The 20,049-nt window shown below is 61.7% G+C and carries 16 protein-coding genes; 2 read left to right on the top strand and 14 right to left on the bottom strand.

Annotated elements, in window-relative coordinates:
* Positions 1-158: 158 nt before the first annotated feature.
* The 12 genes from HX873_RS05640 to arcD (HX873_RS05695) form a co-directional block, all read right to left on the bottom strand.
* Complete coding sequence (locus tag HX873_RS05640) at positions 159-647, bottom strand: RDD family protein (RefSeq protein WP_017475695.1); 489 nt, start codon at positions 645-647, stop codon at positions 159-161.
* 95 nt (positions 648-742) lie between these two features.
* Positions 743-955 carry a cold-shock protein gene (locus HX873_RS05645; RefSeq protein ID WP_003220045.1) on the bottom strand — a complete coding sequence of 71 codons (213 nt, stop codon included), beginning with the start codon at positions 953-955 and terminating at the stop codon, positions 743-745.
* A 390-nt stretch (positions 956-1,345) separates the two neighbouring features.
* Complete coding sequence (gene gcvT, locus HX873_RS05650; RefSeq protein ID WP_003220046.1) at positions 1,346-2,470, bottom strand: glycine cleavage system aminomethyltransferase GcvT; 1,125 nt, start codon at positions 2,468-2,470, stop codon at positions 1,346-1,348.
* 39 nt (positions 2,471-2,509) lie between these two features.
* Positions 2,510-3,886, bottom strand: a complete 1,377-nt coding sequence (locus HX873_RS05655) for an L-serine ammonia-lyase (protein WP_087692646.1) — start codon at positions 3,884-3,886, stop codon at positions 2,510-2,512.
* A gap of 141 nt (positions 3,887-4,027) precedes the next feature.
* Positions 4,028-6,874, bottom strand: a complete 2,847-nt coding sequence (gene gcvP / locus HX873_RS05660) for an aminomethyl-transferring glycine dehydrogenase (protein WP_177122465.1) — start codon at positions 6,872-6,874, stop codon at positions 4,028-4,030.
* Between the two features lie 10 nt (positions 6,875-6,884).
* Positions 6,885-7,268, bottom strand: coding sequence for a glycine cleavage system protein GcvH (gcvH, locus tag HX873_RS05665; protein WP_003220049.1), 384 nt, complete (start codon positions 7,266-7,268; stop codon positions 6,885-6,887).
* Positions 7,269-7,670: 402 nt separating this feature from the next.
* On the bottom strand, positions 7,671-9,179 hold the full coding sequence (locus HX873_RS05670) for a sigma-54-dependent transcriptional regulator (RefSeq protein ID WP_102605962.1): 1,509 nt from the start codon (positions 9,177-9,179) through the stop codon (positions 7,671-7,673).
* Between the two features lie 122 nt (positions 9,180-9,301).
* Positions 9,302-9,664: a DUF5064 family protein gene (locus HX873_RS05675; RefSeq protein WP_003220051.1), complete on the bottom strand. Its 363-nt coding sequence runs from the start codon at positions 9,662-9,664 to the stop codon at positions 9,302-9,304.
* A gap of 18 nt (positions 9,665-9,682) precedes the next feature.
* Positions 9,683-10,612, bottom strand: a complete 930-nt coding sequence (gene arcC, locus HX873_RS05680) for a carbamate kinase (RefSeq protein ID WP_087692649.1) — start codon at positions 10,610-10,612, stop codon at positions 9,683-9,685.
* Between the two features lie 64 nt (positions 10,613-10,676).
* Complete coding sequence (locus HX873_RS05685; protein ID WP_003220053.1) at positions 10,677-11,687, bottom strand: ornithine carbamoyltransferase; 1,011 nt, start codon at positions 11,685-11,687, stop codon at positions 10,677-10,679.
* A 69-nt stretch (positions 11,688-11,756) separates the two neighbouring features.
* The gene (gene arcA, locus HX873_RS05690) at positions 11,757-13,013 is read right to left on the bottom strand and encodes an arginine deiminase (protein WP_003220054.1); all 1,257 of its coding nucleotides are present in this window, start codon (positions 13,011-13,013) and stop codon (positions 11,757-11,759) included.
* 24 nt (positions 13,014-13,037) lie between these two features.
* A complete protein-coding gene (arcD, locus tag HX873_RS05695; RefSeq protein ID WP_003220056.1) occupies positions 13,038-14,465 on the bottom strand; it encodes an arginine-ornithine antiporter in 1,428 nt (475 codons plus the stop codon).
* A 413-nt stretch (positions 14,466-14,878) separates the two neighbouring features.
* On the opposite strand from arcD (HX873_RS05695), the gene arcD (HX873_RS05700) reads away from it, so the two are divergent.
* Positions 14,879-16,306 carry an arginine-ornithine antiporter gene (gene arcD, locus HX873_RS05700; RefSeq protein WP_003220058.1) on the top strand — a complete coding sequence of 476 codons (1,428 nt, stop codon included), beginning with the start codon at positions 14,879-14,881 and terminating at the stop codon, positions 16,304-16,306.
* Positions 16,307-16,308: 2 nt separating this feature from the next.
* Positions 16,309-17,172: a DNA-3-methyladenine glycosylase gene (locus HX873_RS05705; protein ID WP_008433096.1), complete on the top strand. Its 864-nt coding sequence runs from the start codon at positions 16,309-16,311 to the stop codon at positions 17,170-17,172.
* Positions 17,173-17,295: 123 nt separating this feature from the next.
* Here the strand turns inward: HX873_RS05705 and HX873_RS05710 are convergent, their stop codons facing one another.
* Together HX873_RS05710 and HX873_RS05715 are read right to left on the bottom strand one after the other, a co-directional pair.
* Entirely contained in the window at positions 17,296-18,645 is a 1,350-nt protein-coding gene (locus HX873_RS05710; protein WP_177122466.1) for a CoA transferase, read from the bottom strand.
* Positions 18,646-18,685: 40 nt separating this feature from the next.
* Entirely contained in the window at positions 18,686-20,029 is a 1,344-nt protein-coding gene (locus HX873_RS05715; protein ID WP_003220063.1) for a cell wall metabolism sensor histidine kinase WalK, read from the bottom strand.
* Between the last annotated feature and the right edge of the window lie 20 nt (positions 20,030-20,049).

Genomic DNA, 20,049 nt, shown 5'->3' on the forward strand with positions numbered 1-20,049 from the left:
CAAAGCCGGAGTGAGGGCACACCGAGCCTAGGCGAGGTGCCGAGTGGTGGGGCAAGAGCGTTTTGCTTACTTTTGCGCTTTTCAAAAGTGAGCCGCTGTAAGAGCGGAACCAATAGCGGCCATAACCGCAGCAACGGATATGCCCCCAACCTGAAAACCTACTTCTTTTTCTTCGGAACCCGCACCAACTGCGTGTCGGAGTAGATGTCATGCCAGCCACGCTTCTGCTTGTCGAACAACGACCAGATAAACCCAAGCCCCAGGCACAACCACGAAGCAATCGACACCACAAACCGCAACAACGCCTGCCACAGACTAATCCGCGACCCATCAGCGTTCTGCACCCGCACCCCCCAAACCTGCATCCCCAGGGTCTGCCCCGAGTGCGTCCAGAACTTGGCAAAAAACCCAAACAACACAAAAAACAAAATCGTCGACAACAGCGGATCACCATCCAGCGCGCCGGATTCGGAAAGCGCCCGCAACTTGGCCTCACCGACAAACCCCATCCACACCAGCTTGTAGATAAAGGCCGTGACGATCAGCAGGGCGGTGCACAACAGGAAGTCATAGAACATCGCTGCCAGACGACGGCCCAGGCCTACGGCGGGAAACTCGCCTTGGGGGCTCAGCAGGTGTTTCGACATGGCATGGCTCTCGGCAGGAAAAAAGCCATTTTACGGAAGAACGCCCATAAAAAAGCCCCTGATGTCATATCAGGGGCTTTTTGTCGCAGCAAGGATCAGCCTTCTGCTTGTACTTCGTCGGCTTGCATGCCTTTCTGGCCTTGCACCGCGATGAAGGTCACTTTCTGGCCTTCTTTCAGGCTTTTGAAGCCGTTGCCCTGAATAGCGCGGAAGTGGACGAACAGATCCGGACCGCTTTCTGGAGTGATAAAACCAAACCCTTTTTCGTCGTTAAACCACTTGACGGTACCGCTCTGACGATCAGCCATTTTCTTATTTCCTTGACGCAAAAAAATTAATGACAGCCCCTTTCACATGAAAGAGTACTGGGCTGGGTTGCAGGAAAGTAAGAGACGTCGAACGGGTTGTAGCAAACTTTGGCTACTGCCCAGGTCCAGGTTCAAAGCGACCCATGCAAACACAGTGGGCAAACTCTACGCCAACTAATACAGAAAAAACAAGCCCCGGCAAAACCCCAGGTTTTGCTCGGCCTCGTTACACTTCTGTCCACAATGTGGAACGCGTTTATTCGATAGAATTCGTCACTTGTTATAGGTGACTGAACATAACATTGACTATCGTCAATGCACTTTAATGTGGCGGTTGCGTTACAGATTAGTGCACGTTAACGCAACCGCGTTACTTATAGGAACAGTCAATCAACCACGGTAGTAACGTTGTGGCACGAATGGCATTTTACTTACACGTAGTGGCACCTTTTTCCCACGTACCAACGCAGATACTTCGGTATCCAGTGCGATGAAAGCGCTGTCCAGATAACCCATGGCCAGCGGGCCGCCCAGGCTCGGGCCAAAACCGCCGCTGCAGACGCTGCCGATCACGGTGCCATGTTCGTCGACGATTTCTGCGCCTTCACGGACCGGCGTGCGTTCCTGTGGCAACAGGCCTACGCGTTTGCGGCTGACGCCGGTTTGTTGCTGGGTGAAGATCGCATCGGCGCCCGGGAAGCCACCGGCGCGTGCGCCATCAGCACGACGGGCCTTGGAAATTGCCCACAACAGGCTGGCTTCAATCGGCGTGGTCTCGGTGTTCATGTCATGGCCATAAAGGCACAGGCCGGCTTCCAGGCGCAGGGAGTCGCGGGCGCCCAGGCCGATGGCCTGTACTTCGGTTTCGGCCAGCAGGCTGCGGGCCAGGGCCTCGGCGTTCGCCGCCGGTACCGAGATTTCGAAGCCGTCTTCGCCGGTGTAGCCCGAGCGGCTGACGTAGCAGTCCACGCCCAGCAGGCGGGTCGGTGCGAATTGCATGAAGGTCATGTGCTTGACCTCCGGCGCCAGGCGCGCCAGCACGCTGACGGCAGCCGGGCCTTGCAGGGCCAGCAGGGCGCGTTCCTCGAACAGTGGCTCGATGGTGCACTGGTCACCGATGTGCTGGCGCAGGTGGGCCAGGTCCTGGTCCTTGCAGGCGGCGTTGACCACCAGGAACAGTTCGTCGTTACCGAGGTTGGCGACCATCAGGTCATCCAGGATGCCGCCTTGCTCGTTGGTGAACATCGCATAACGCTGCATGCCCACCGGCAGGTCGATGATGTCCACCGGCACCAGGGTTTCCAGGGCCTTGGCGGCACCGGCGCCGGTCAGGCGGATCTGGCCCATGTGCGACACATCGAACAACCCGGCCTGTTCACGGGTGTGCAGGTGTTCTTTCATCACGCCCAGCGGGTATTGCACCGGCATGTCGTAGCCGGCGAAGGGCACCATGCGTGCGCCCAGTTCGATGTGCAGGGCGTGCAACGGGGTTTTCAACAGGGTTTCGGTGGACATATTCAGCTCCTGAAAAACGTGCGGACGCGCTTATAGGCGTCAGCACTCGATAATGTTGACCGCCAAACCGCCACGGGCGGTTTCCTTGTATTTGCTTTTCATGTCAGCGCCGGTCTGGCGCATGGTGCGGATGACCTTGTCGAGGGACACGAAGTGTTGCCCGTCGCCGCGCAGGGCCATGCGCACCGCATTGATGGCCTTGACCGAACCCATGGCGTTGCGCTCGATGCAGGGCACCTGCACCAAGCCGCCGATGGGGTCGCAGGTCAGGCCGAGGTTGTGTTCCATGCCGATCTCGGCGGCGTTTTCTACCTGGGAAACCGTACCGCCCAACACTTCGCAAAGGGCGCCGGCAGCCATGGAACAGGCCACGCCGACTTCCCCCTGGCAGCCGACTTCGGCGCCGGAGATCGAGGCGTTTTCCTTGTATAGAATGCCGATGGCTGCGGCGGTGAGCAGGAAGCGCACCACTCCGTCTTCGCTGGCCCCCGGGATAAAGCGCATGTAGTAGTGCAACACCGCCGGCACAATCCCGGCCGCACCGTTGGTGGGCGCCGTCACCACGCGCCCGCCATTGGCGTTTTCTTCGTTGACCGCCAGGGCGTACAGGTTGACCCAGTCCAGCACCGACAGCGGGTCGCGCAGCGCCGATTCCGGGTTCTTGCACAGTTGGCGATGCAACGCGGCGGCGCGGCGCTTGACCTTCAGCCCTCCCGGCAAAATCCCTTCGTTGCGACAGCCCGCGTCCACGCAGTCCTGCATCACCTGCCAGATCTTCAGCAGGCCGGCGCGGGTTTCCGCTTCCGGGCGCCAGGCGCTTTCATTGGTCAGCATCACCTGGCTGATGGACAGCCCATAGGTGGCGCAATGGCCGAGCAAGTCCTTGGCACTTTTGAACGGGAACGTCAGGGGCGTGGCGTCTTCGACAATCCGGTCGTGGCCGGCGGCGTCTTCATCCACCACAAAACCGCCGCCCACCGAGTAGTACTCGCGGCTGCGAATCTGCAAGCCGGCGGCGTCGAAGGCGCGGAAGATCATGCCGTTGGGATGATAGGGCAGGGGTTTGCGAATCATCGCCAGGTGTTCTTTCTCGTTGAACGCAATGCTGTGTTCGCCGAGCAGGTTCAAGCGTGCGTTGCCGCGAATTTCCAACAGGCGGGCGGCAACGGTTTCGGTGTTCACGGTGTCCGGGTGCTCGCCTTCCAGGCCCAGCAATACGGCCTTGTCACTGCCGTGGCCTTTGCCGGTGGCGCCGAGTGAGCCGTAGAGCTCCACCTTGACGCAGGTGGTGGCGCCCAGCAGGTTGTCGCGCTTCAGTCCCTCGACGAATCGAGCGGCAGCGCGCATCGGGCCGACGGTGTGGGAGCTGGAGGGGCCGATGCCAATCTTGAACAGGTCGAACACGCTTAAAGACATGGTTGTTCTCCGGTTTCTTATTATTGATCGGATGTACGCGGTCCAATGTGGGAGCGGGCTTGCTCGCGAAAGCGGTGGGTCAGTCACCAGATGTATCAACTGACACTCCGCATTCGCGAGCAAGCCCGCTCCCACATCAGGTTACGCGTAGCTTTCGATCGACGGGCAAGCGCACACCAAATTGCGATCGCCAAACACGTTGTCGACCCGGCCAACCGGCGGCCAGTACTTGGCTTCGATCAACGACGCCACCGGGTACACCGCTTGTTCACGGCTGTATGGGTGGCTCCATTCGCCAACCAGTTCCGCGGCAGTGTGTGGCGCGTTTTTCAGCGGGTTGTCGTCCTTGTCCAGCGAGCCATTTTCCACCGCGCGGATTTCTTCGCGGATGGCGATCATCGCGTCGCAGAAGCGGTCCAGTTCTTCCCTGGATTCGCTTTCGGTCGGCTCGATCATCAAGGTGCCGGCCACCGGGAACGACATGGTCGGCGCATGGAAACCAAAGTCGATCAGACGCTTGGCCACGTCATCCACGCTGATGCCGCTGCTGTCTTTCAACGGGCGCAGGTCGAGGATGCATTCGTGGGCCACCAGGCCGTTGCTGCCGGTGTACAGCACCGGGTAGTGCTCTTCCAGGCGACGGGAAATGTAGTTGGCGTTGAGGATCGCCAGCTGCGAAGCGCGCTTGAGGCCCGCGCCGCCCATCATGCTGATGTACATCCAGGTGATCGGCAAAATGCTCGCGCTGCCGAACGGTGCGGCGCAGACCGCGCCTTCCTTGCGTTCCATCGCGGCATGGCCGGGCAGGAACGGCGTCAGGTGGGATTTGACGCCAATCGGGCCGACGCCCGGGCCGCCACCACCGTGGGGAATGCAGAAGGTCTTGTGCAGGTTCAAGTGGGACACATCGCCGCCGAACTTGCCCGGGGCGCAGAGGCCGACCATCGCGTTCATGTTGGCGCCGTCGATGTACACCTGGCCGCCGTTGTCGTGAATGATCCCGCAGATTTCGCGGATGCCTTCTTCGAACACGCCGTGGGTGGACGGGTAGGTGATCATCAGCGCTGCGAGGTGCTCGCGGTGCTCGATGGCCTTGGCACGCAGGTCGTCGATGTCGACGTTACCGCGTGCATCGCAGGCGGTGACCACGACGCGCATGCCGGCCATGTTGGCGGTGGCCGGGTTGGTGCCGTGGGCCGACGACGGGATCAGGCAGATGTCGCGGCGTTCTTCGCCACGGCTCTGGTGATAGGCACGGATGGCCAGCAGGCCGGCGTATTCGCCCTGGGAACCGGCGTTCGGTTGCAGGGAAATCGCGTCGTAACCGGTGGCCGCGCAGAGCATGGCTTCCAGTTCGGTCGTCAGTTGCTGGTAGCCGGCGCTTTGCGAGGCCGGGGCGAACGGGTGCAGGGCACCGAACTCGGCCCAGGTCACCGGGATCATTTCGCTGGCGGCGTTGAGCTTCATGGTGCACGAGCCCAGCGGGATCATGGTGCGATCCAGGGCCAGGTCCTTGTCGGCCAGTTTGCGCAGGTAGCGCATCAGCTCGGTTTCGGAGTGGTAACGGTTGAACACCGGGTGGCTGAGAATTGGCGACTGGCGCAGCAGCGCGGCCGGCAGGGTGCTTTCAACGCTGGCAGCCAATGCGGCGAAGTCCGGCAGGGCTTTACCGCCGGCGAACACGCTCCACAGGGTTTCGATGTCGGCTTGGGAGGTGGTTTCGTCCACCGACAGGCCAACGCGTTCGCCGTCGACCACACGCAGGTTGATGCGCTGGGCGCGAGCCTTGTCGTGCAGGGCAGCAGTTTGCGCGCCGGTCTTGATGGTCAGGGTGTCGAAGAAGTGGGCTTGTTCAACCGCCAGGCCCAATGCGCCCAAGCCTTTGGCGAAGATCGCGGTCAGGTGGTGAATGCGGTTGGCGATCTGGGTCAGGCCTTTCGGGCCGTGGTACACGGCATACATGCTGGCGATGTTGGCGAGCAATACCTGGGCGGTGCAGATGTTGCTGGTGGCCTTCTCGCGGCGGATATGTTGCTCGCGGGTCTGCATGGCCAGGCGCAGGGCCGGCTTGCCGAAACGGTCCACGGAGACACCGACCAGGCGGCCCGGCATGTCGCGCTTGAACGCATCCTTGGTGGAGAAGTACGCTGCATGCGGGCCACCGAAGCCCAGCGGCACGCCGAAGCGTTGTGCACTGCCGATGGCCACGTCGGCGCCGAACTCACCCGGCGGGGTCAGCAGGGTCAGGGCCAGCAGGTCGGCGGCCACGGCCACCAGCGCATTGGCGGCGTGGAAGCGCTCGGTCAGTTCGCGGTAGTCGAACACGTCACCGTTGCTCGCCGGGTATTGCAGCAGGGCGCCGAAGAAGGCGCTGACGTCGGTCAGTTCACGCTCGTCGCCCACGACCACGTCGATGCCCAGCGGCTCGGCACGGGTGCGCAATACGTCGAGGGTTTGCGGGTGGCTGTGCACGGAGGCGAAGAACGCGTTGCTGCCTTTGTTCTTGCTCAGGCGTTTGCAGAAGGTCATGGCTTCGGCAGCGGCGGTGGCTTCGTCCAACAGCGAGGCGTTGGCGATCGGCAGGCCGGTGAGGTCGCTGATCAGCGTCTGGAAGTTCAGCAGCGACTCCAGGCGGCCCTGGGAAATCTCCGGCTGATACGGCGTGTAGGCGGTGTACCAGGCCGGGTTTTCCAGGAGGTTGCGCAGGATCGGCGACGGTGTGTGGCAGTTGTAGTAGCCCTGGCCGATGTAGGTCTTGAACAGCTCGTTCTTGGCGGCAATCGCCTTGATCGAAGCCAGTGCGTCGGCTTCGCTCAGGCCGTCGCTCAGGCCCAGCACAGCGGTGCCCTTGATGCTTTCCGGGATCACGCTGGCGCTCAAGGCTTCCAGGGAATCAAAGCCCAGGGTGGCGAGCATGTGTTGCTCGTCGTCCTGGCGCGGGCCGATGTGGCGGGCGATGAATTCGTTGGCGGTGGTCAGATTAGTCATGGCGCGCTCCTCAGGCTTCAGCGTTGGCTTTGATCAGGCGGTCATACGCATCCTGATCCAACAGCTTAGCTACTGCGTCGGCATCAGCCGGTTTAAAGCGGAAGAACCAGCCTTCGCCCATCGGGTCTTCGTTGACCAGCTCGGGGCTGCCGTCCAGCTTGTCGTTTACTTCGAGGACTTCGCCGTCCAATGGCATGTATACGCCGCTGGCGGCCTTGACCGATTCAACGGTGGAGGCTTCTGCCCCTTTGTCGTAGGACTGCAGCTCAGGCAGTTGCACGAAAACCACATCACCCAGCGCGTTCTGCGCAAAAGCGGTAATGCCCACGGTCACGCTGCCGTCGGCTTCGGCGCGCAGCCATTCGTGATCTTCAGTAAAGCGCAACTCGCTCATGGAAACTCCTCAGGGCCAGATTCGTCTGGTGGACGGGATTGGAATAATGGGGAGTTGCTTAGCAAAATTGCGGCCAATGTTTTTTTATCGTTATAAAACAATTAGTTACTGATTATGGCGGGTGATGTTCGGAAGGTGGTTGTAGCGATATCGCTACAGCTGGGCCGTTGAAAAAAAGACTATGAGGATCAAAGCCTTGCATCGCGACGCCTGGGACGGTGTGTATTGATATCGTTCCACTGTAGCGCTTTCAGTACAGGCGGAGGTCGCTTTTGAGGGCGCCGTAGATCAAATGTGGGAGCGGGCTTGCTCGCGAAAGCGGTATGTCAGTGCCGAATGTATTGACTGACCCAACGCATTCGCGAGCAAGCCCGCTCCCACATGTTGATCGCGTGCAGTCAGTCAGGGCTTGTTGGGAATGCCGTACTTGCGCAAGCGGTGGGCAATGGCGGTGTGGGAGGTTTGCAGGCGGCTGGCCAGCTGGCGCGTGGACGGATAGCTGACATAGAGCTTCTCCAGCAACCCGCGCTCGAAGTCTTCCACCGCCTGCTCCAGGCTGTCGACTTCACCATCGTTCTGCCGCGCCACCGAGGTGCCGGCGATGTCCAGGTCGCCGATGTCCACCAGGCTGCTTTCGCAAATGGCCGCGGCGCGGAAGATCACGTTCTGTAATTGCCGCACGTTGCCCGGCCAGCGGTTGCCCAGCAGTGCAGGGTAGGTGCCCGGCGCCAGGCGGCAGACCGGGCGCTGGATCTGCGCGCAGGCCTGCTGCATGAAGTAGCGGGCCAGCAGCAGGATGTCCTGGCCGCGCTCGCGCAGGGGCGGCACTTCGACGTTGAGCACATTGAGGCGGTAGAACAGGTCTTCGCGGAAGGTGCCTTCGCTGACCATCTTTTCCAGGTCGCGGTGGGTGGCGCTGAGGATCCGCACATTGACCTTCACCTCACGGTCGCCGCCCACCCGGCGGAAGCTGCCGTCGTTGAGAAACCGCAGCAGCTTGGCCTGCAAGTACGGTGACATCTCGCCGATCTCGTCGAGGAACACCGTGCCCTGGTTCGCCAGTTCCATCAGCCCCGGCTTGCCGCCGCGCTGGGCACCGGTGAAGGCGCCGGGGGCGTAGCCGAACAGTTCGCTCTCGGCCAGGTTCTCCGGCAGCGCCGCGCAGTTCAGGGCCAGGAACGGCGCGCTGTGGCGCGCGCTGATGGCGTGGCAGGCACGGGCCACCAGCTCCTTGCCGGTGCCGGTCTCGCCCTGGATCAACAACGGTGCATCCAGCGCCGCCACCCGTTGCGCCCGCGCCTTGAGGGTGCGGATCGCCGGGGACTCGCCCAACAACGCGTCGAAACCTTCGGCGTGGTCATGGTGCAGCGCCGACAGTTGTTCGCCGATGCGGTTGGGTTGGTACAGGGTCAGCAGGGCGCCGGCGTCGGTGATCGGCGTGGCGTCCAGCAGCAGGGTCTGGCCGTTTACGCTGATTTCCCGCAGTGCCAGGCGAAAGCCGTGTTCCAGCAGGGTGGCCAGCAGGGTTGGGTCGTCGAACAGTTCGTTGATGCTTTCCCCGGCGGGTTCGCGACCGTACAAGGCGATCAGCGCCGGGTTGGCCAGCAGGATCTTGCCGGCGCTGTCCAGGGCCAGTACCGGGTCGGTCATGGCGGCGAGCAGGGCATCGAGTTGCAGGTGCTGGCGCTGGCCGGGGAGGATGTCGACCACGGTCACGGCTTGCACGCCGCGCACGCTGAACAGTGCATCACGCAGCTCTTCCAGTACCTCGGCGCTTAGGGTCGGGGCGTCGATGTAGACGTTGGGCGGAACCATTTCCACCGCATCCAGGTTCAGATTGCGCCCACCGAGCAAGGCCAGGACTTCCTGGGTGATGCCGACGCGGTCGATGAAGCTGACGTGGATACGCATGGGGCTGTTTTTGGTTCTGGCGAGCGAGAGGTGGCAAGTATGCCTTGGAGAAGATAGAGATCAAAATGTGGGAGCGAGCAAGCCCGCTCCCACATTTGATGGTTGGTGCCTGGGAAATCAGGTTATTCGAGGTGTTCGGGTTTGACCGGATCCCCAGGCTTCACATCCAGCTGATGCCGCACATCCTCAAACATCAAATCGTACTGCTTGTGCATCTGGCCATTGAGCACGGCAATCTTCGGCATGCCGTACTTCTGCGCGATGTTCATCGCCTGCCGGGCGAAGTCGAACGACTGGTCCTTGGGCAGGAAGAACTCTTCCTTGAGCTCCTTGCCCTGCACCGTGCCGTGCATCTTGAAGAGCATTCCCTTGCCTTCCTTTGGGTCCTGGCTGACTTCGTAGTCGATGCACAGGTTGTAGCTGTAGTCATCCTTGTTCAGCGCGTGGCGTTCGATGTGCAGGTGACCAGGTTCAAAGGTAGCCATAGGCGTTTCTCCTCTACTTCACAGGTAGGTGATGCCAGGTTTTGCGGTACTGATGCGGGTGCCGGCGCTGCCCTGGACGATCGCTTCGATGTCCGAGAGTGAACCGATCACTGCGGTTTTTCCAGTCTGGCGGGCGAACTCGCACGCGGCCTGGACCTTGGGTCCCATGGAGCCGGCAGCGAAGCCGAGCTTTTCGATTTCGTCCGGGTGCGCCTGGCCGATGGCTTTCTGGGTGGGCTTGCCGAAGTCGATAAAGGCGGCATTGACGTCGGTGGCGATCACCAGCAAATCGGCGTCCAGTTGCCCGGCCAGCAACGAGGAGCACAGGTCTTTGTCGATCACGGCTTCAATGCCCTTGAGCTTGCCGTCTTCGCCATACATCGTCGGAATCCCGCCGCCGCCGGCGCAGATCACGATGCTGCCTTTTTCCAGCAACCACTGGATCGGGCGGATTTCAAAGATCCGCTTTGGCCGTGGGCTGGCCACTACGCGGCGATACTTGTCGCCATCGGGGGCAATCGCCCAGCCTTTTTCAGCGGCCAGTTTTTCCGCTTCGGCTTTGGAGTACACCGGGCCGATGGGTTTGGTCGGGTTCTGGAAGGCCGGGTCCTTGGCGTCCACTTCCACCTGGGTCAGCAGCGTGGCGAACGGCACTTCGAAGTCCAGCAGGTTGCCCAGTTCCTGTTCGATGATGTACCCGATCATGCCCTCGGTTTCGGCTCCCAACACATCCAGCGGGTAAGGTGAAACCTGGGTGTAGGCGGCAGCCTGCAGCGACAGCAGGCCCACTTGCGGGCCATTGCCGTGGGCAATCACCAGCTCGTTGCCTTTGTGGATCTTGGCGATCTGTTCGGTGGCGATACGGATATTGGCCCGTTGATTGTCTGCGGTCATGGGTTCACCACGGCGCAGAAGGGCGTTGCCGCCCAGTGCAACGACGATACGCATATAAGGTTGTCCTTCCAGAATCCAGCGTTGTGAACACCGGGCCAAATGTGGGAGCGGTGTGGGTTTAGATATCCGCCAGCGCCGACACCAGGATCGCCTTGATGGTGTGCATGCGGTTTTCCGCCTGTTCAAAGGCAATGTTGGCCGGCGACTCAAACACTTCTTCGGTCACTTCCACGCCATTGGCCAGGTTCGGATAACGCGCGGCGATGTCCTTGCCGACCTTGGTCTCGCTGTTGTGGAACGCCGGCAGGCAGTGCATGAATTTCACGCGGGGATTGCCCGAGGCCTTCATCATCTTGGCGTTGACCTGGTACGGCAGCAGTTGCTCGATGCGCTCGTCCCACGCTTCCACCGGTTCGCCCATGGACACCCAGATATCGGTGTGGATGAAGTCCACGCCTTTCACCGCTTCCTTCGGGTCTTCGGTGATGGTGATGCGCGCGCCGCTTTCCTCGGCGAATGCCTGGCACTGCTTGATGAAGTCAGCATGGGGCCACAGGGCTTTCGGTGCGCCGATGCGCACGTCCATGCCCAGCTTGGCGCCAATCATCAGCAGCGAGTTGCCCATGTTGTAGCGGGCGTCGCCCAGGTAGGCGTAGCTGATGTCATGCAGCGGCTTGTCGCTGTGCTCGCGCATGGTCAGGGTGTCGGCGATCATCTGGGTGGGGTGGAATTCAGCGGTCAGGCCGTTGAACACCGGCACCCCGGCGAACTTGGCCAGTTCTTCGACGATTTCCTGTTCAAAGCCACGGTACTCGATGGCATCGAACATCCGGCCGAGGACGCGGGCGGTGTCTTTCATGCTTTCTTTGTGGCCGATCTGCGACGACACCGGGTCGATGTAGGTGACGTGGGCACCCTGGTCGTGGGCCGCGACTTCGAACGCGCAACGGGTGCGGGTCGAGGTTTTTTCGAAGATCAGCGCGATGTTTTTGCCCTTCAGGTGTGGACGCTCGGTGCCGGTGTATTTGGCGCGCTTGAGGTCGCGGGACAGGTCCAGCAGGTAGTGCAGCTCGCGAGTGGTGTGGTGCATCAGCGACAGCAGGCTGCGGTTGCGCATATTAAAAGCCATGGTGGATCTCCTTCTGTTTAGGTTATCCCCCTGGCCGGCGCCTTATGAGCGGCGGCCAGGGTTTGAATATCAGTAGTCGATTGGGTCGCGAATGATCGGGCAAGTCATGCAGTGGCCGCCGCCACGGCCACGGCCGAGTTCACCGGCGCTGATGGTGATGACTTCCACACCGGCCTTGCGCAGCAAGGTGTTGGTGTAGGTGTTGCGGTCGTAGCCGATCACCACGCCAGGCTCCACGGCCACTACGTTGTTGCCGTCATCCCACTGCTCGCGCTCGGCGGCGAAGCTGTTGCCGCCGGTTTCCACCACACGCAGGGCCTTGAGGTTCAGGGCGGCGGCGACGGTGTCGAGGAAGTTGGTTTTTTCGCGCTGGATGTCGATGCCGCCGGGTTTGGTCTCGTCCGGGCGCAGGGTGAAGGCGACGATCTGGTTGACCACTTCCGGGAAGATCGTGACCAGGTCGCGGTCGCAGAAGCTGAACACGGTGTCGAGGTGCATCGCCGCGCGGGATTTTGGCAGGCCGGCGACGATCACACGCTCCACGGCCTTGTGCTTGAACAGGTTCAGGGCGAGTTGGCCGATGGCCTGGCGCGAGGAACGCTCGCCCATGCCGATCAACACCACGCCGTTACCAATCGGCATCACGTCGCCGCCTTCCAGGGTGGCGTTGCCGTGTTCCTGGTCAGGGTCGCCGTACCACACCTGGAAGTCCGCGTTGGTGAACTCGGGGTGGAATTTGTAGATGGCGCTGGCCAGCAGGGTTTCCTGGCGTCGCGCCGGCCAGTACATCGGGTTCAGCGTCACGCCGCCGTAGATCCAGCAGGTGGTGTCGCGGGTGAACTGGGTGTTGGGCAGCGGCGGCAGGATGAAGCTTGAGTGGCCGAGGAAATCGCGGAACATCTCGATGGTCTTGCCACCGAAACTGCTCGGCAGGTCATCGGCCGACACGCCACCGATCAGGTACTCGGCGACCTTGCGCGGCTCCAGGCTGCGCAGCCACGAGCTGACCTCATTGACCAGCCCCAGGCCCACCTGGTTGGCGGTGATCTTGCGCTCCAGGATCCAGTCCAGCGCTTCGGGGATGGCGACGATGTCGGTCAGCAGGTTGTGCATTTCCAGCACATCGATGTCGCGCTCGCGCATCTTGGTCACGAAGTCGAAGTGGTCGCGCTTGGCCTGGGCTACCCACAGCACGTCATCGAACAGCAGTTCATCGCAGTTGTTTGGGGTCAGCCGCTGGTGGGCCAAACCTGGGGAGCACACCATGACTTTGCGCAGTTTGCCGGCTTCGGAATGTACGCCGTACTTCACTTTTTCCGTGGTCATTACAGATCCTCCAGTGAACAATGATTACAGGGTCAGGAAGCCGGAGTAGAGGCCATAGCCCGCCACGAGGGCGCCTATGACGACTGCGGCGAAAATCAGCTTCTCGACGTTGGTGAAAATCGGTTTGCCCAGTTCATGCTTGGCCATGGCGAACAGGATCACGCCAGGGGCGTAGAGCAGGGCGGACAGCAACAGGTACTTGGTGCCACCGGCGTACAGCAGCCAGACCGCGTAGATCAACGCGATGGCGCCGATCAGCAGGTCTTTCCTGCGTTCGCCCGGGGCGCTTTCATAGGTTTCACCGCGCACCGCCAGCAGCAGTGCATAGGCCGCCGACCACAGGTAAGGCACCAGGATCATCGAGGTGGCGAGGTAGATCAGCGACAGGTAAGTGCTGGCCGAGAACAGCGTGATCACCAGGAAAATCTGCACCATGGCGTTGGTCAGCCACAGGGCGTTGGCCGGCACGTGGTTGGCGTTTTCCTTACGCAGGAACTCCGGCATGGTGTGGTCCTTGGCGGCGGCGAACATGATCTCCGCACACAGCAGCACCCACGACAGCAGCGCCCCCAGCAAGGAAATGATCAAGCCGACGCTGATCAATACCGCGCCCCAGTGACCCACCACGTGCTCCAGCACGGCGGCCATCGACGGGTTTTGCAGCTTGGCCAATTCCGGTTGGGTCATGATCCCCAGGGACAGCACGTTCACCAGCATCAGGAACAGCAGCACGGTGATAAAACCAATCACCGTGGCCTTGCCGACGTCGGAGCGTTTTTCGGCGCGGGACGAGAAGATGCTCGCACCCTCAATGCCGATGAACACCCAGACGGTGACCAGCATCATGTTGCGCACCTGGTTCATCACGCTGCCCAGGTCCGGGTTTTTCACGCCCCAGATGTCGGCGGTGAAGATGTCCAGCTTGAACGCGAAGAGCGCGATCAACACAAACAGCACCAGCGGCACCACCTTGGCGATGGTGGTCACCAGGTTGATGAACGCGGCTTCCTTGATCCCGCGCAGTACCAGGAAGTGCACGGCCCACAGCAGCACCGACGCGCCGATCACCGCCGCCGGGGTGTTGCCTTCGCCGAAGATGGGGAAGAAGTAACCGAGGGTGCTGAACAGCAGCACGAAATAGCCGACGTTGCCCAACCAGGCACTGATCCAGTAACCCCAGGCGGATGAGAAACCCATGTAGTCGCCAAACCCGGCCTTGGCGTAGGCATAGACCCCGCCGTCGAGGTCGGGCTTGCGATTGGCCAGGGTCTGGAACACGAACGCCAGGGTCAACATGCCCACGGCGGTGATCACCCAACCAATCAGTACCGCGCCGACATCGGCGCTGGCCGCCATGTTTTGCGGCAGTGAGAAGATCCCGCCACCAATCATTGAACCCACGACAAGTGCAACCAGTGCGCCGAGTCGAAGTTTTCCGGGAGATTCAGACATCGCATGACTCCAATGCAGGAGAAGAGAGACCACAGAATAAATCCGTGCGCTAATCAAACAGCTGACTCAGATCACTTCATTGGCACATTCCATTGTGAATTAATGACTTATGATGAAAGGTACGGGCGCTCAAGTGCCTCGCAGAGGCTCGTCGTAGAGCGGTTCTGCGTTTCAAACAACAGGTTTTCTCATTAGCATGGACCTTTGAAGCTAGCCCGTATTTGCAGATATGCAAACTTTTACAGCGCAGCGTTATTTAAATTATAAATTTGCCTTAACGCTGTTTATTGTCATGCCTTTAAGTTATGAAACAGGCGCCTTTATTGGCTATATCTAATAAACGCTGCGCCGGCTTAATAAATTAGTTGAGTGCACAGTTGTTGGCTCAATGGTTGTTTTGTTCAGGAGTATTCATGTCCCAATCCTCGGAAAAGCTGCGCCTCAATGCCTTGATCGCCCTGGTGGTGGGCTCGATGATCGGCGGCGGGATTTTCTCGTTGCCGCAGAACATGGCGGCGCGGGCCGAGGTAGGCGCGGTGTTGATTGGCTGGGGCATTACCGCCGTGGGCATGCTGACCCTGGCCTTTGTGTTCCAGACCCTGGCCAACCGCAAGCCGGAACTGGATTCCGGCGTATACGCGTACGCCAAGGCCGGGTTTGGCGACTACATGGGTTTCTCGTCGGCCTGGGGCTACTGGATCAGTGCCTGGATGGGCAACGTCGGTTACTTCGTGTTGCTATTCAGTACCCTCGGCTACTTTTTTCCGGTGTTCGGCCAGGGCAATACCCCGGTAGCGATTGGCTGCGCGTCGGTGTTGTTGTGGGCGGTGCATTTCCTGGTGATGCGCGGGATCAAGGAGGCGGCGTTCATCAACCAGATCACCACCGTGGCCAAGATCGTACCGCTGGTGATGTTTATCGTGATCGCCGCCGTGGCATTCAAGGCCGATATCTTTACCCGGGATATCTGGGGCCTGAGTAATCCGAATTTCGGCGGCGTGGTGGATCAGGTGCGCAACATGATGCTGGTCACGGTGTTTGTGTTTATCGGCATCGAGGGCGCCAGTGTCTACTCGGCGCGGGCCGAGAAACGCTCGGACGTGGGCCGGGCCACGGTCATCGGTTTCCTGGGGGTGTTGGCACTGCTGGTATTGGTCAACCTGCTGTCGCTCGGGATCATGAGCCAGCCGGAACTGGCCAACCTGCAAAACCCGTCCCTGGCCGGGGTGCTGGAACATATCGTTGGCCCGTGGGGCGCGCTGTTGATCAGCATCGGCCTGGCGGTTTCGCTGTTGGGCGCGCTGCTGTCGTGGGCATTGCTCTGCGCCGAAATCCTCTACGCCACCGCCCATGACAAGACCATGCCGGCGTTCCTGAAAAAGGAAAACGTCAATCAGGTGCCGGTCAATGCGCTGTGGCTGACCAATGTGATGATCCAGCTGTTCCTGGTGATCACGCTGTTTTCGGAAAGTACCTACACCACCCTGATCTACCTGGCGTCGTCGATGATCCTGGTGCCCTATCTGTGGTCGGCGGCGTATGCGGTGCTGTTGAGCGGCCGCGGTGAAACCTACGAAGGCGCCCATGGCGAACGCACCAAGGACCTGCTGGTGAGCCTGATCGCCCTGGCCTATGCGGTGTGGCTGCTCTACGCCGGTGGCCTGAAGTACTTGCTGCTGTCGGCGCTGCTGTATGCACCGGGCGTGATCCTGTTTGCCCTGGCCAAGCGCGAGCAGGGCCAGCCCTTGTTTACCCATCTGGAAAAAGGCATTTTCGCCTGCGTGATCGCCGGGGCGAGCCTGGCGGCGTATGGGTTGTACAGCGGGGTATTGTCGTTGTGAGAATGCAGCTGGCGTATCAGGCGCCGTATGACTGGGCGGCGATGTTGGGCTTTTTGTCGGCGCGGGCGATCAGCGGGATGGAGACGGTGGACGCAGGCGTTTACTCGCGCAGTATCAGTGTCGACGGTCAGCAGGGTTGGCTCAGTGTGTCGCCCGGGGCCGGTGATTGGCTTGAGGTAACGGTGGACTTCCCCGACCCGGCTGCGTTGCCGGAAATTGAGCGGCGGTTACGGGACATGTTTGACCTGTCGGCTGACCCGAAGCGGATCAACCGGCAATTGGCGAATGATCCCTTGATGGCGAGCTTGGTGGCGGCGCGTCCTGGCTTGCGGGTGCCGGGAACCTGGGATGGGCTGGAGTTGGCGATCCGCGCGGTGTTGGGCCAGCAGATTACCGTGGTGGCGGCGATCAAGCTGGCGGGCAAGCTGGTGGCGCAGTACGGCACGCCGCTGGTGACGCCCCATGCCGGTGTGACCCATGTGTTTCCTTCGGCCGAGGTGCTGGCAGCCGCAGATTTGGCAACCCTCGGCATGCCGAAAAGTCGCGGGCGTACCTTGTCGGGCGTGGCCCAGGCGTTGCTGGATGACCCGCAGATTTTCCAGGCGAAGGCGAACCTGAAGGAAGGCGTGGCGCGGTTGGTCGCATTACCCGGGATTGGTGACTGGACGGCGCAGTACATCGCCATGCGCCAGATGCGCGAGCAGGATGCGTTTGCCTCGGGGGATATCGGTTTGATCAATGCGCTGGTGGCGCTGGAAGGCGGGCCGGTGAGCCCGCGCCAGTTGCTGGCGCGGGCTGAGGCCTGGCGACCGCTTAGAGCCTATGCGGCGCAGCATTTGTGGACATCACTGAGCCGCGCGGATTGATTCTGCATACCTGTGGCGAGGGAGCTTGCTCCCGCTGGGGCGCGAAGCGGCCCCATCGACCCAAAAGCTGGGGCCTGCTGCGCAGTCCAGCGGGAGCAAGCTCCCTCGCCACAGGATCTTCGGTCACCACTGAGGGCGGTGTGAGCCCAATTCCCCTGCGGGCAAGTCCCACTGCAACGGTGTCCCGCTGATGGTCACCGGGGGCAGCAAGCGGTGGGCCGGGCCCCAGGCGGTTTGCTCCACCACCAAGCCTTGATCACTCGGTTCTTCGGCCCGCAGCGGTAGTTGTTCAGGGACTTGTCCTGCGTCCACCAACAACTTTGCCGTGCGCGCGAGGGACAACCGTGCCGAACCGCCGCGGCCGGATTTCAATCGTTCACTCAACGCCTGAATCGCACTGGCCGCCATCAAATACCCGGTGGCGTGGTCCAGCGCCTGCAACGGCAGCGGCACCGGTTTGTCCGAGTTTTTCCACTGCCTGCCAGCCTCGGCGATCCCGGTGCTCATCTGCACCAGGCTGTCGAACCCCCGGCGATTGCGCCACGGGCCGCTCCAGCCGTAAGCGTTGAGGCTGGCGTCGATCAGGCCAGGCGCGAGGGCTTGCAGCGCGGCCTCACCGTAGCCCAACTGCTCCAAAGCATCGGCGCGGTAGCCGTGCAGCAGAATGTCGGTGTCCTTGAGCAGGTTTTCGAAGATCAGGCGGTCGTCGGGGTTTTTCAGGTCCAGGCGGGCGCAACGTTTGCCCAGGGTCATTTCCGGTACCACGCCGGGTTCGTTCCATTCAGGGGAGTCGATGCGCAGTACATCGGCGCCGAGGCCAGCCAGAAAACGGCTGGCGGTGGGGCCGGCCAATACGCGCGTCAGGTCCAGCACCTTGATGCCCGCCAGCGGCCTTGCCACCGAGCCCAGCCAGGGTTTGTCGCTGAGGGCTGCAAAGGTCTGGCGATGGACCAGCGGTTCCTGATTGACCGCCAAGCCTTGTGGATGAACTTGCCAGTCTTGCCATGAGCGCATCTGCGCCGCACAGCCGTTCGCCTCGACAATCGCCTGTTCCAGCTCGGCAGCGGTCCATGGCGCAACCTTCGCGGCCATTGCTTCACGGTCAGCGACCTGCCCGAGTACGCGCTCGGCGGCGGCACGGTGATGCGGTGCATTGGTGTGCAGGCGAATCCAGCCATCGGTGCAGGCGTAGTCGCCGGCAATCGGGTCCCACAGCGGCGGGGTGGTCCAGCCGTCGGGGCGCAGCGAGGAGGAGAACCAGAACGAGGCGAGGCGCCGGTCCACGTTCACCGAGGGCTGGCGCCCGGTTTGCTGCAACAGCAACTGGGCAACCGCCTGGCCCGCGGCACCGATGCTGGCGCTGGCCAGTTCGGTGACGGCAAAGGTCGAGGGCAGGGCGCCGACTTCGGTTACGGCCAGTGGGGTGACGGGTAAATCGAGTGCTTCCTGGATGGGGGTGAGCAGATCAGTCATCAAAGGCCCTCCTAATGAGAAGGACCATCATAGAAGATCATCAGGGTTGAATGACAACCCCCGGCTCCAGTGGCAGATCCACGCTGGCGATAAAGCCGCCGCCTTGATGATTGGCCAGGATCAGGCTGCCGCCATGGCGCTCTGCGGCGCGCCGCGCAATGGCCAGGCCCAGGCCATGGCCCTGGGCGGTTTGCCCCGGGGCGCGGTAAAACGGCTCGCCGAGTTGGCTCAGGTGTTCGGCATCCACGCCGGGGCCGTGGTCGCGCACACTGATCACAATGCGTTCGCCCTGGCGTCTGGCTTCCATTTCAATCGGTTGGCCGGGCGGGTTGAAGCGTTGGGCGTTGCGCAGCAGGTTATCCACCGCGCGTTCGATCATGGTCGGCCAGCCCTTGAGGTGCAGCCCGGCCTCGGCATCCAGCTGCACGGGTTGGTCCGGCGCGCCGAGCAAGGCGTCTTTTTGCAGGGTCCGGAGCAACGGGTTGAGGTCGATGTCTTCGGCACTGGCGTTATCGGCGTCCACCCGGGCGAGTACCAGGATTTCGCTGATCAGCGCTTCCAGGCGGTCGCATTCGCGGGTCAGGCGCGGCCAGAGTTTTTCCCGCGCTTCGGGGGTGGCCCGTTCTGCCAGGGCCAGGGCGATCCGCAGGCGGGCCAGGGGCGAGCGCAGTTCGTGGGACACATCCCGCAGCAACTGGCGCTGGCTGCCGATCAGGCTTTGCAGGCGGGCGCCCATGCGGTTGAAGTCGGTGGCCAGTACGCCGAATTCATCGCGACGGTTGGCCAGCCGCGCCAGGCTGTTCTGCTGATAGGTGGTCTGGCCCAGGTCGTGCACTGCGCCGCGCAGGCGGCTGAGGGGGCGGGTGATGGACAACGTCACCAACAGGCTGAACAGGGTCAGCACCACCAGCGCAATCGCCAGGGCACTCAACGGCCAGAGCAGGCTGCTGCGGTGCCAGGCGTCCAGTTCCGGGTGGGGAATGCGGTAGATCAGCAGGTAGGTGTCGCCGGTTTTTTCGCTGGTGTACTCGGCGGTCAGCCGGCGCCAGGGCAGGTGGCGGTCCTGGCTGTCGTTTTGCCGGGCTTCGAGGGCGGCGGCGCGGCGCGGGAAGGTGCCGCGCACCACAGGCTCGCCGCTTTCGTTAAGCACTTGCACGTCAATGTGGTACTGACGCTTGCGCTGCTGCAGCAGCTCCTGGGCGGCGTCTTCGCCCTGGGCCTCGTAAAGCTGCGTCCATTCCTGCGCGAGGTTATTGAGCCCGGGGTGGCGGCTGAGAATCCAGGCGTCCTGGTTGAGCATATGCCCAAGCAGGATCGACAACCCGGCAACCAGGGCGATGGCCAGCCAGAAGCTGGCAAGGACGCGCCAGAACAATGAACGCACAAGAAATCCTCAAACAGGAA

It is taken from the genome of Pseudomonas sp. P7758 (genome assembly GCF_013386485.1).
Lineage (GTDB): Bacteria > Pseudomonadota > Gammaproteobacteria > Pseudomonadales > Pseudomonadaceae > Aquipseudomonas.

Excerpts from the sequence above, each read along its gene's own strand:
- arcC (WP_087692649.1), bottom strand. The coding sequence starts at position 10,612 with ATGCGTATCGTCGTTGCACTGGGCGGCAACGCCCTTCTGCGCCGTGGT.
- HX873_RS05670 (WP_102605962.1), bottom strand. The coding sequence starts at position 9,179 with ATGCGTATCCACGTCAGCTTCATCGACCGCGTCGGCATCACCCAGGAA.
- arcA (WP_003220054.1), bottom strand. The coding sequence starts at position 13,013 with ATGACCACGGAAAAAGTGAAGTACGGCGTACATTCCGAAGCCGGCAAA.
- HX873_RS05645 (WP_003220045.1), bottom strand. The coding sequence starts at position 955 with ATGGCTGATCGTCAGAGCGGTACCGTCAAGTGGTTTAACGACGAAAAA.
- HX873_RS05705 (WP_008433096.1), top strand. The coding sequence starts at position 16,309 with ATGCAGCTGGCGTATCAGGCGCCGTATGACTGGGCGGCGATGTTGGGC.
- gcvP (WP_177122465.1), bottom strand. The coding sequence starts at position 6,874 with ATGACTAATCTGACCACCGCCAACGAATTCATCGCCCGCCACATCGGC.
- gcvT (WP_003220046.1), bottom strand. The coding sequence starts at position 2,470 with ATGTCCACCGAAACCCTGTTGAAAACCCCGTTGCACGCCCTGCACATC.
- arcD (WP_003220058.1), top strand. The coding sequence starts at position 14,879 with ATGTCCCAATCCTCGGAAAAGCTGCGCCTCAATGCCTTGATCGCCCTG.
- HX873_RS05685 (WP_003220053.1), bottom strand. The coding sequence starts at position 11,687 with ATGGCTTTTAATATGCGCAACCGCAGCCTGCTGTCGCTGATGCACCAC.
- HX873_RS05710 (WP_177122466.1), bottom strand. The coding sequence starts at position 18,645 with ATGACTGATCTGCTCACCCCCATCCAGGAAGCACTCGATTTACCCGTC.
- HX873_RS05655 (WP_087692646.1), bottom strand. The coding sequence starts at position 3,886 with ATGTCTTTAAGCGTGTTCGACCTGTTCAAGATTGGCATCGGCCCCTCC.
- arcD (WP_003220056.1), bottom strand. The coding sequence starts at position 14,465 with ATGTCTGAATCTCCCGGAAAACTTCGACTCGGCGCACTGGTTGCACTT.
- HX873_RS05640 (WP_017475695.1), bottom strand. The coding sequence starts at position 647 with ATGTCGAAACACCTGCTGAGCCCCCAAGGCGAGTTTCCCGCCGTAGGC.
- HX873_RS05675 (WP_003220051.1), bottom strand. The coding sequence starts at position 9,664 with ATGGCTACCTTTGAACCTGGTCACCTGCACATCGAACGCCACGCGCTG.
- gcvH (WP_003220049.1), bottom strand. The coding sequence starts at position 7,268 with ATGAGCGAGTTGCGCTTTACTGAAGATCACGAATGGCTGCGCGCCGAA.